Genomic DNA, 12605 nt, shown 5'->3' with positions numbered 1-12605 from the left:
CAGTACGGAATTTGGAATTTTTTTATTGCTTTTTTCTATTTTTATAGTCTTAAAAAGAAAATTAAATGAATATTCAGGAAATTCATAAATTGTTTTTACAATGTAAATCGGTTTCAATTGATACGAGAAAAATTGAAAAAGATTCTATGTTTTTTGCCATAAAAGGCGAAAATTTTGATGCAAATACTTTTGCAAAACAAGCACTTGATTTAGGTGCCTTATTTGTTGTTATTGACAACGAATCTTACTTTATTGATGAGAGAACTATTTTGGTTGATAATAGCCTGGAGACACTTCAGGGACTCGCAAAATTTCATCGCAACTATTTACAATTGCCTATCGTTGCGCTTACAGGAAGTAATGGTAAAACAACTACAAAAGAGCTTATAAATGTAGTTTTATCGAAGAAGTTTAAAACCAAAGCTACTGTTGGGAACTTAAATAATCATATTGGTGTTCCGTTAACGCTTTTGTCGTTTACAAAAGAAACCGAAATGGGAATTGTAGAAATGGGAGCAAACCATAAAAAAGAAATTGAATTTTTATGCGAAATTGCCCAGCCGGATTACGGTTATATCACCAATTTTGGGAAAGCCCATTTAGAAGGTTTTGGTGGAGTAGAAGGTGTTATTGAAGGAAAAAGTGAGATGTACAAATATCTTGTGGCAAACGATAAATTGGTTTTTGTTAATCTGGAAGATCCTATTCAAATTGAAAAATCCAAAGGCATTAAATCGTTTACTTTTGGCGTAAACAAAGAGGCAGCAGATTTAAAAATTAAAGACATTCAGGCTAATCCGTTTGTGGTGGTAGAATACGACGATTTTAAAGTCGAATCTCATTTAATTGGACTTTATAATGCTAATAATATTAATGCTGCTGTTGCGATTGGAAAATTCTTTAATGTTGAAGATGCAGCTATAAAACAAGCTATAGAAAACTATATTCCTGAAAACAACCGGTCTCAATTACTTAAAAAAGGTTCGAACCAGATTATTCTTGATGCTTATAATGCAAACCCAAGCAGCATGGCTGTAGCGATTACTAATTTTTTACAATTAGAAAATCAAAACAAAATCATGATTTTGGGCGATATGTTTGAGTTAGGAAATGAAAGCGAACAAGAGCATAAAATAATTATAGATTCGTTATTAAATCAAAACAAATCTGTTTGTTACTTAATTGGAAAACATTTTTACGAGAATAAAGTTTTAAGTGAAAACATTCATTTTTTTGAAAGCTTTGATGCATTTGCGGCTTATCTAAAAACAATTCAGTTTAACGACAATACAATTTTAATAAAAGGATCCAGAGGAATGGCGCTGGAACGTACTTTAGAATATATCTCATAAAGAAAAGATCCGACATTTGTCGGATCTTTTCTTTTAAATACTCATTAAAAAACCAATCAGGTTTTCTTTCTTATTTAGTCCCAGTTTTTTTCTAAGCCTGTAACGGGCAAGCTCGACGCCTCCGCCGGAGATATTCATGATTTCTGCAATTTCTTTGGTCGACATATTCATTAATAAATAAGTCGATAAATCCAGTTCACGTGGTGAAATCGTAGGGTATTTTTCCTTTAAACGCTTTAAAAACTCAAAGTGAACGTTCTTGATGTGTTTTTCGAGATCTTTCCAGCTTTTGTCCGTATTAACCTCTTTTACAATGCTTTTATTAAGTTTGCTGACTTGAAATTTGGTAGAATCATCCAGCGCATCAATATCGATTTCTTTTAGTTTGTGAATGATTCCATTCAGGATTTTATTTTTCTTTACAACCTGCAGGGAATTATTCACTAATTCTTTGTCTTTTGCTAAGATTTTAATCTGCAATTTGTCATTTTTCAGTTTCTCGATTTCTTTTTCCAAATCATATTGCTCTTGTCTGATTTTAGATTCTTTTTCAAGATAAAGACGTCGCTGTTCAATTGTTTCGTAATATTTATTTTTTCTAATCTTCATTTTAATTCTATTCGAAATAAAATAGATAGTTATAATCAGCAAGATGAAATACAGCATGAAAGCCAGAAAGTGTCTGTACCACGGTGGTGAAATCGTAAAAGAGATTGTCGACGGTTCTGATTGTATACCGTAACTGTTTCTCACTTTTACTTTCATCGTATAATCGCCTTCGCGCAGGTTTGTATACTCTTTTATCGAAATGGTTGACCAATTGCTCCATTTCTCATCAAACGGCTCTAATTGATACGAAAACTGTACATTTTCGAGGTTTTCATAAGTTGGCGATGAAAATGTAAACCGAACGTGATTGGATGAGTAAGGAACTCTTATATTCTCGGTTTTATTTTGATTGTTTCCTAATACAATCGTGTCGCCGGGAAATGAAAAGCTTCGAACGAAAGCTTTTGGTTTTGTAGTGAAATTATTAAGCAGCTCAGGATCATAATGCGCCAAACCATCGGTTAAACCAATAAAAATATTTCTAGAGTCAATGGTATTTACAGATAAATAATTACTTACCAGATTTCCAGTCAAATTAGAAAATGGAGCCACGATATTGTTGTATTTGCCTTTGTCTTTCATAAGGACCCCAATCGATTCATCAAAAGCATACCATAAATTAGATTGACTATCTTCGCTTAATGCATTTATAACAGGAATGTTTTTGAATAAATCACTCAAATGTTTGTCTTCATAAAACAATGCCTGCTCTGTTGAGTATCTAAAAAAATGATTGTGGGTTTGAAAGTAGATTTTGCCGTCAATTTGCTGAAGACTTCCTATGTTATTGTATTTAGGGGTTAATCGATCTATTTTTTTGATGCTTGAAAACCTCGATAAATCATCGCTCAAAGTCATTCGGTAGATAGATTCGTCTTTTTTAAGCCACAAATAAGATTGATCGAGTTCGAAGCTGTTTGATGACTTATCAAAACCTAAAATTTGATTTTTAAAAGTTAGTCCAGCAGCTGTTTTTTGAAAAATAGCAAAACCATCGTAATTTGAGCCTATAAAAAAGCCCGGATGATTGGGTATTTTCTTAAAACCAAAATATCCTTTAGAATCAATTACACGGGTTACTTTTCCTCCGTTTATAACTAATGCTCCTCTGTTGTTGGCACAAATTAATTCATTGTCTATGGTTTGTACATTCCATGATTGTGCTGTAGTTCCTTCTACAAGTTTAAACACATCTTCCTTAAAGCTGTTGTTCCAGGCATGGTAAAAAACACCCTGATTGGTTGCGACATATAAATTGCCTTGATGAATAACAGAGGCGTACACAGTACTAATATCGTAACTAAAGCCAAAATAAGTAAATGGGGAGCTTTGATTAACATAAGCAATACCATTATCTAATCCCAGCCATAAATTGTTTTTGTTGTCGATAAATGAAGTTAGAACAGTATTGTTTTGTAAACCTTTCTTCCTGTTGATGTGCTGAATGATTTTTCCGTTATAATCACAGATGATAATTCCGTCTAGTACAGAATTCAAAACAATAAACTTATTATTGATCAAAGAAGCTCCTAATGAGTTGTTCTTTTTGACAAAATTGTTCGCTTCGGTATTCCACGGAATAACCGTATTGTTCTCATATATAAATAACCCTTTTTCCAGTGTTACAATTAAGGTCTTGTCTTTTCCAATAGAATACATCGCCCATACCTCGGTATTATTTAAACTCTTGGTATTTGGCAAAGCATACAATTTACCGTTTTTATATTCTAAAATTCCTTGTTCGATATCCTGAAAGTAAAGTCTGTTATTTACAATAAAGGAGAATTGAAAACGCTTTGGTGCTTTTAAGATTGTTAATTTATTGTTTTTGAAAATATATGCTCTGGCAAAAGACTGAAAAATGATTTGATCATCTAAAGAATGAATTTTCCAGATAAAGTCAATTATTTTGATTTTGTTCTTGTCTACCTTTTTAGCTAGAGAAGTGTATTTAAGCTTTCCTTTAGTATCAGGCTGAAAAAATCCAAATTCGTTATAACCCCCTACGAAGATCTTTCCGGAGTTATCAATTTTTAAACATCTTACTGAGGTTAGATTTGGCAGTGGATATTTTTTCCATGACGAACCATCAAATTGTAAAAGGCCATTATTGTTTGCAAAGTATAGATTTCCGTTTTTATCCTGGCCAATATTCCAGTTTTGAGTTCCTCCTTTATATTCGTTTCGCTTGTAATTTCTTACATCGGGAAGACCGATGTTTTTTACTTGTGAAAATAATGAAATTGTGAATAATATAAAAAAAGTCGTATAAAAATATGATTTTGTCAATTTCATAGTTTTTTGAATTTGCTAAGGAATTTGAATGTTAAGATGCTTGTTTTTAGTGTTTTAAGGGTGCTTTGTGTAGTACTATCACGATGTAGGAACATGTTTTTTTTATAAAAATAAGGAATCTTAGAGAAGTGTAGTGTTTATTTTTATAATTAACATTTTGCTAACATCCTATATTTTAAATTTATATAATTAAAAATCAATGGATTAAAAAAAATATGATGTGTTTTTGTAATGTATATTATTTTCATTTGATGTGTTTTTGTAGTGAAATTTACATGTTGATAGTAAAAAATTAACGTTATTATTGCATCAAATTACTAATTAATTAACCAAAATTTTTAGAAAAATGAAATTAACAAAATTACTTATTTTTTGTGTTTCGTCTTTATTATTCTCGGTTATAGCTGTGGCTCAGGATATCACAGTAAATGGAATAATAAATGATGAAAGTGGAATGCCGGTTCCGGGCGCAACAGTTGTATTAAAAGGTACAACAAAGTCGACCGCATCAGATTTTGATGGGAAATTCCAAATACAAGTACCTTCAAACGGGGTTTTGACAGTTACTTTTATAGGATATACTACAGTTAGTGAAGCTGTAAACGGAAGAACAAAAATTACAGTTCAATTAAAACCAGAATCACAAACATTAAATGAAGTTGTGGTTGTAGGATACGGTACTCAAAAGAAAGCAGTTGTAACGGGAGCAATCTCAAGTGTAAAAGCGGCTGATCTTGAAAAAGTACCAAACGGACGTGTTGAGCAGTCTTTACAAGGTCGTGCGGCAGGTGTATCTGTAGCAGCGACTTCTGGACAGCCTGGTGCAGCATCAAAAGTTCGTATTAGAGGTATAACTACTTTTAGAGAAGGTGGTAATGATCCTTTATGGGTTGTTGATGGTATTGCTGTAGATGCTAATGCAGTTGGATTTATCAACCAAAGTGATATTGAATCTATCGAGGTTCTTAAAGATGCTGCTTCTGCTGCAATTTATGGTACTCGTGCTGCAACTGGGGTTATCTTGGTTACAACTAAAAAAGGAAAATCAGGAAAAATTTCTGTGAATTATAACGGTTTCTTAGGAACATCTGCTCCTGCGAAAAGATTAGACATGTTAAATTCGCAGCAGTATGCTACTTTAATGAATGAAAGATCTGTTAATGACGGTGGAGCAGTTAAATTTCTTCCAACTGACATTGCTAAAATGGGTAAAGGTACAGACTGGCAAGATGCAATCTTCAATGATTCAGCTTTTAGATATACTCACGAGTTAAGTATTAGCGGTGGTGGAGAAAAATCTACTTTTTATGCTTCTTTCGGAATCCAGGATCAGGAAGGTATTGTGGCAACAGAAATTTCTAACTATTCTAAGAAAAATTTCCGTTTAAACTCTACGCACAAAATTTCTGATTACTTTACTTTTGGACAAACTTTTGGTTACACTCACCAAAAAACAAAAGGTATTGGAAACGTAAACAGCGAGTTTGGAGGTCCTTTAAGTTCAGCAATTAACTTAGATCCATTAACTCCGTTAGTAGAAACAGATCCAAATGAATTAAATAAAGGTTTCTATACAAACCCAAATGTTGTAAGAGATCCTAATGGAAATCCTTACGGAATTTCTTCTTACGTACAACAAGAGATGACTAACCCTCTTGGTTACATCCAAACAAGATTAGGTGGTTTTGACTGGTCTGACGATTTTGTTGGAAACGCTTATTTAGAGGCTAACATTACTAGCCACTTAAAATTTAGAACTACACTTGGTGGTAAATTGTCTTATTGGGGAAAACAAGGATTTACTCCAGTTTTCTTCTTAAATCCAAACATGAAAGAAGACAGAAATAACTACAGCCAGGACAATAATAAATCTCTTTCTTGGACACTTGAAAACATTTTGACTTACTCTAATAAATTTGGAGATCATAATGTGAATATTTTAGCAGGACAAGGAGCTTATGTTGAAAATATTGGAGGTACTATTGGAGTAACTATGTATGGTCTGCCAATTACAAATTATAGAGATGCTTCTTTTAACTTTGATATTCCTCAAACAGACAGAGTAAACAGAGCAAGTGATTTTGATCAACATAAATTAGCATCATTATTCTTACGTGCTAACTACGATTACATGGAGAAATACCTTTTCACAGGAATTGTTCGTCGTGATGGATCAACTCGTTTTGGTGAAAATAAAAAATGGGGAGTTTTCCCATCATTCTCTTTAGGATGGGTAATTTCAAAAGAAGGATTCTGGAAAGAAAACAATACAGTTAACAGTTTAAAACTACGCGGAGGTTACGGAGTTGTAGGTAATGATAATATTGCTGATTTTAAATACAGAGGTTTAGTTGTTGGTGGATATAATTATTCTGTTGGAAATACAGGATCAATTACTACAGGTTACGGAAACTCTACTTTACCAAATGCTGATTTAGGATGGGAAGAAACATCTCAAACAACTTTTGGTCTTGATGCAAAACTTTTTAACGATTTCACTCTTGCTCTTGACTATTACAAAAAGACAACAAAAGGAATCTTAAGAGATGTTGTTATTCCTGGATATGTTGGAGCTGTTGATCCGCCTTCTGCAAATATTGCAGATATGGATAATAGTGGTTTTGAGGTAGAATTAGGATACAAGAAAAAACTTGGAGATTTTAATTTAGGTGTAAATGCAAACTTTGCTTACTTAAAGAATGAGATTACTTACGTAGGTTCATCTACTAACTTTATTGTTGGAGACGCAACTTTCCAATCTATGGGACCTGTAACAAGAACTCAAGTTGGTCACTCATTTAATGAATTTTACGGATTTAAAACCGCAGGTATTTTTCAAAACGCAGCAGAAGTTGCAGCATACAAAAATGCTTCAGGAGGTTTAATTCAGCCAAATGCTAAACCTGGAGATTTCCGTTGGGTAGATTCAAACGGTGACGGTAATATTACAGATGACGATAAACAATTTTTAGGAACTAATATCCCTAAATATACTTTCGGACTTACTTTAAACTTAGATTACAAAAACTTCGATTTAATGGCGTTTGCTCAAGGATCAGCAGGAAGTAAAATTTTCCAAGGTCTAAGAAGACTTGATGTATTAAATGCGAACTACCAAACAAAAGCGTTAGATCGTTGGCATGGTGAAGGAACTTCAAATGATTATCCAAGAATGAGTGCTAATGACCCAAATAAAAATTTCACTAATATGTCTGATTTTTATCTTGAAAATGGAAATTACGTTCGTTTAAAAATTGTTCAGCTTGGATACACACTTCCATCTAGCTTATCATCAAAAGTTGGTTCAGATAAAATTCGTTTTTACTTAACTGGAGAAAACTTAATCACTTTTACCAAATACACTGGATATGATCCAGAAATTGGAGGTCAGGTTTTTGGTGTAGATAAAGGAGTTTATCCACAAGCAAGATCTATTCTGTTTGGAGCTAACGTTCAATTTTAAAAAATTAAAGAATTATGAAAACTAAAAATTTTAAATACATATATATTGCTGTAGCAATGGCTGTCCTGGGATCTTGTTCGGAAGATTTCGTGACCATTAATCCAAAGGGGAAATTTGATACAAGCACCTACTTTTCTAACGAACAACAATGTTACGCTGCTTTAATTGGAACATATGATCCATTAAGAAAAAACACTGGTGGTTTTGAGAATTTGGTAGCAATGCTAAATGCAGGTTCAGATGATTTTTATGCTGGTGGAGGAAACTCATCAGATGGAAATGGAATTCAAAATTTCTCAACGCACTCTCTTACTTCAATTAATATTCCGGGAAGTTTCTGGAACGATCATTATCAAGGTATTTCGAGAGCAAATCTTTTATTGAATAAACTTCCGGCAGCTTCTATGGATGATGCTGTAAGAGCAAGATTTGCTGCTGAAGCTAAAACATTACGTGCATTTTACTACTTTAACTTAGTAAGATTGTTTAAAAACCTTGCTTTGGTTTTAGAACCGTTTACTACACAGACTATTTATAATCCAGAGCAGGTTAAACCAGAGGTAATTTATGCATTAATGGAAAAAGATTTGTTAGAGGCAATTCCTTCTTTACCAAATACTGTTGCTGCAAGCACTGAAGCAGGTAGATTTAATAAAGGAGCTGCTCAGGCATTACTTGGAAAAATATACTTATATGAAGGTAAAAAATCTGAGGCAGCTGCAGTTTTAGCTGAAGTAAACGGTACTCCGGGTGTAAATGTACCTAATCAATACGGAAATAAATTACTGCCTAAATTCAGCGATTTATGGGTAACGTCAAATAAATTCAATGCAGAATCTATTATTGAAGTATCTCACAGTAGTGCAGGTAACTCTGACTGGACTTTCTGGGGATCTGGTAAAGACGAAGGAAATACTTTAAACCAAATGATTGGACCAAGAGGATATTCAAGACCAACAGGTTCTGATGCACCAGATCTTCCTTCAGGATGGGCATTTAACGTAATAACTCAAAAATTGTATGATGCAATGCAAGGTGATCCAAGATTTGACGCTACTATTCTTGATTTAAAAGCTTTAAAAGCTGCCGGAAAAGCAAACTATATTCCAGCTTACCAAGATACAGGTTACTTCTTGAATAAATACCTTCCAAGACAATCAGACGTTCGTACTGGTGGTGGTGTTCAAGAATTGAACTACAAACAAAATTCTTATGTGATCAGACTTGCTGATACTTACCTAATGGAAGCAGAAGCTTTAGGATCTGGACCAAGAGCGCAAGCTTTACTTGATGCTGTAAGAGCAAGAGTTGGATTGCCTTCTGTTCCTGTAACATTAGCTGCTATTAAACACGAAAGAAGAATGGAATTAGCAGGTGAAGGACATAGATTCTTTGACTTAGTTAGATGGGGAGATGCTGCTGCTGCATTATCTGATAGAGGATTTGATGCTGGTACAGATGAAATTTTCCCAATTCCTTACACAGAACTTAATGGTACTAAATTGAAACAAAATCCAAATTACCAATAATAAATAATCATTATAGTGTATGCCTGATGCAGATAGCAGCATTAGGCAGTACACTAAATTGAAAAGATAGTTTTTTTTAATGCAGCTGTTTTTGCTTCATCCTATAATAGGATTAAGTCTTGAATAATTGCGCTAAAAATCTCAGTAAAATTTCTTTCTACGTTTCGTAAAAAAAGAGATCAAAACTGAGAAAAAATAAAGTTTAAGTTAAGTTTAAGTTTGGTTGTAAGTAGCCCATAATCAATATGAGTATGGGCTATTTTTAAATCCTTAAGCCATCAGGGAAGGAGTTCCTGAAAAAACTTCGATTTAAAATTAAATATTAAGGAAAGAATGAAAAAAAATACTTTAAAGTTTTTGTGCCTTTTGTTTTCTATAACAGCTGTTGCACAACAAACAAAAGCCAAAAAGGAATTTACAACCAGCGGGAAGAAAATTGCAGTTTATACTACAGCCGAGAATTCTAATTTAAGATTAACAGCAACGGACAATTTATCTTTTTCAGCATCAAAACAGCCTTTAGAAACTGAGGTTTCTGTTTTTGTTGAGCCGTCTAAAAAATTCCAGACTTTTATGGGAATTGGTGGTGCTATAACTGATGCAAGTGCCGAAATTTTTGCCAAACTTTCAAAAGAAAAACAAACCGAATTCTTAAATGCCTACTACGATAAACAAAAAGGTATTGGCTATTCTTTGCTAAGAACCACGATCCAAAGTTCTGATTTTAGCAGTGGAAGCTATTCTTATATCAAAGAAGGAGACAAAGAATTAAAGACTTTTTCTATTGAGCATGACAGACAATTTCGCATTCCGTTAATTAAGCAGGCAATCCAAAAAGCAGGAGGAAAATTATTAACCTATGTTGCACCATGGTCTCCAAATGCTTTTATGAAAAGCAACGGAAATGTATTAAAAGGAGGAACATTATTACCAGAATATTATCAAACTTGGGCAAACTTTTATGCTAAGTTTATCAAAGAATATGAAAAAGAAGGAATTCCAATTTGGGGAACATCAACTCAAAATGAGCCAATGGCCGTTCAAACTTGGGAATCTTGTATTTATACTGCCGAAGCCGAAAGAGATTTTATTAAAAACTTCTTAGGCCCAACATTAAAAAAAGAAAAACTGGGAGATGTAAAAATCATTGCCTGGGATCACAATCGCGATTTAATGAACTACAGAGCAAATGTAATTTACTCTGATCCTGAAGCTTCAAAGTATGTTTGGGGAATGGGATTTCACTGGTACGAAAACTGGTCTGGAGGAGATTCGATGTTTGATAACGTTGCCAAAGTAAATGAAGCATATCCAGATAAAAAACTTTTGTTTACAGAAGGTTGTGTGGAGAAATTTGATGCTGCAAAATATCAATTTTGGGGTAACGGAGAACGATATGGTATTTCTATGATTAATGATTTTAATAACGGAACTGCCGGCTGGACAGACTGGAATATCCTTTTAGATCAAAACGGAGGTCCTAACCATGTGGGTAATTTTTGTTTTGCTCCAATTCATGCTGATACTACAACAGGTCAGTTAATCTACACGCCATCGTATTATTACATTGGACATTTTTCAAAATTCATTCGATTAAGTGCAGTAAGAGTTAGCTCTGCAGTAAGCAGAAGCGGACTTTTAAGTACTTCGTTTTTAAATACAGATGGTACAATGGCCACTATCGTAATGAATAAAACGGATAAAGAAATGACGTATAATTTGATTATAGCAGCAGAAAAAACTATAGTTAAAATCCCTGCACATGCTATTCAAACACTTGTTTATTAATATTTTTTGAGTTAATACCCGAGGGTTGATCTTCAATCATTCATTTCAACCCTCACTTTTTAACTTAGAATAAAACGTTTTTTGAAGTAACAATGAAAACCATCACTAGAATCTTATTAATATCAATATTAATCTTGCAGGTAAGTTGTTTGCCATCAAAAACTGCAAATGGGAGCGCTGTTTCGGCATCCAAATCAAATAAAAAAATCACGGTTTTTACTACAGCCGAAAATACGAATTTAAGATTATCATCTTCAGATAATCTTATTTCAGAACCCTCTTCACAACAAAAAAAATCAACAGTTTCTATTACTTTAGATACTGAAAAAACAGATCAGACCTTTTTAGGAATTGGCGGTGCAATTACAGATGCAAGTGCCGAAGTTTTTGCTAAACTATCTCCAAAAAAGCAAAAAGAATTCTTAACAGCTTACTACGATAGAAATAAAGGAATTGGCTATTCTTTGGCTAGAACTAACATCCACAGCTGTGACTTTAGCAGTGAAAGTTATACTTATGTTACCGAAGGCGATAAAGATTTAAAAACCTTTAGTATCGATCATGATAAAAAATATCGAATTCCATTACTAAAAAGCGCAATTGAAACAGCCGGCGGAAAACTAACTTTATTTGTCAGTCCATGGAGTCCCCCAGCTTTTATGAAAGACAATAACGATATTTTGCACGGCGGCGTTTTGTTGCCTGAGTTTGCACAGTCTTGGGCAAATTATTATGCTAAGTTTATCAGAGCTTACGAAAAAGAAGGAATTCCGGTTTGGGGATTAACAATTCAGAACGAGCCAATGGCAAAACAACGTTGGGAATCCTGTATTTATACTCCGGAAGCTGAAAGAGATTTTCTAAAAAACTTTTTAGGGCCAACTTTAGAAAAAGAAGGATTGGGTTCTAAAAATGTTATCATTTGGGATCACAACCGCGGCGATATGCTGACCAAAAGAGCCAATTTGGTTTTCTCAGATCCAGAAGTTTCAAAATATGCCTGGGGAATTGGATTTCACTGGTATGAAACCTGGAATGGCGGAACTCCTAAATTTGAATCTGTAGGAGAGGTGCACAAAGCTTTTCCAAACAAAAACTTAATTTTTACAGAAGGCTGCATCGAAAAATTTGATGCTTCTAAATTTCAGTTTTGGGGAAATGCCGAAAGATACGGACTTAACATGATCAACGATTTCAATAACGGAACTGTTGGCTGGACAGATTGGAATATCCTTCTGGATCAAAACGGAGGACCAAATCATGTGGGGAACTTTTGCTTTGCACCAATTCATGCCGATACCACAAAAGATGAATTAATTTATACACCAATGTACTATTACATAGGGCATTTTTCAAAATTCATTCGTCCTGATGCAAAAAGAATAATTCAAACCATAAGCGATAAAAATTTAATAAGCACCTCTTTTAAAAACTCTGATGGCAAAGTAATTACTGTTGTCATGAACCAATCAGACAAAGAGATTGTTTACACCATAATAAACCACGATTTGCAAAATACTATAACTATCCCGGCGCACGCTATACAAACAATTGTATACTAAGTACCGG

The 12605-nt window shown here is 33.7% G+C and carries 6 protein-coding genes; 5 read left to right on the top strand and 1 reads right to left on the bottom strand.

Annotated elements, in window-relative coordinates; genetic code table 11:
* The first annotated feature begins 65 nt into the window (after positions 1-65).
* Positions 66-1352 (top strand): UDP-N-acetylmuramoyl-tripeptide--D-alanyl-D-alanine ligase, encoded by a 1287-nt coding sequence (locus AC1RRQ_RS05790; protein WP_493022073.1) that lies wholly within the window; start codon positions 66-68, stop codon positions 1350-1352.
* 33 nt (positions 1353-1385) lie between these two features.
* Here AC1RRQ_RS05790 and AC1RRQ_RS05785 read toward each other — a convergent pair whose 3' ends face one another.
* Positions 1386-4256: a triple tyrosine motif-containing protein gene (locus AC1RRQ_RS05785; RefSeq protein ID WP_493022072.1), complete on the bottom strand. Its 2871-nt coding sequence runs from the start codon at positions 4254-4256 to the stop codon at positions 1386-1388.
* Between the two features lie 346 nt (positions 4257-4602).
* Here AC1RRQ_RS05785 and AC1RRQ_RS05780 point away from each other — a divergent pair, with 346 nt between their 5' ends.
* The 4 genes from AC1RRQ_RS05780 (at position 4603) to AC1RRQ_RS05765 (ending at position 12598) form a co-directional block, all read left to right on the top strand.
* A complete protein-coding gene (locus AC1RRQ_RS05780; protein WP_493022071.1) occupies positions 4603-7719 on the top strand; it encodes a SusC/RagA family TonB-linked outer membrane protein in 3117 nt (1038 codons plus the stop codon).
* Positions 7720-7733: 14 nt separating this feature from the next.
* Complete coding sequence (locus AC1RRQ_RS05775) at positions 7734-9248, top strand: RagB/SusD family nutrient uptake outer membrane protein (RefSeq protein WP_493022070.1); 1515 nt, start codon at positions 7734-7736, stop codon at positions 9246-9248.
* 333 nt (positions 9249-9581) lie between these two features.
* Positions 9582-11036, top strand: a complete 1455-nt coding sequence (locus tag AC1RRQ_RS05770) for a glycoside hydrolase family 30 protein (protein WP_493022069.1) — start codon at positions 9582-9584, stop codon at positions 11034-11036.
* A gap of 92 nt (positions 11037-11128) precedes the next feature.
* Positions 11129-12598 carry a glycoside hydrolase family 30 protein gene (locus tag AC1RRQ_RS05765; protein ID WP_493022068.1) on the top strand — a complete coding sequence of 490 codons (1470 nt, stop codon included), beginning with the start codon at positions 11129-11131 and terminating at the stop codon, positions 12596-12598.
* Positions 12599-12605 lie beyond the last annotated feature (7 nt).

The organism is Flavobacterium sp. GW821-FHT12A05 (assembly GCF_058807735.1).
Note: the sequence above shows the minus strand (reverse complement) of the source record. Positions and strands in the feature narration are given on the sequence as shown.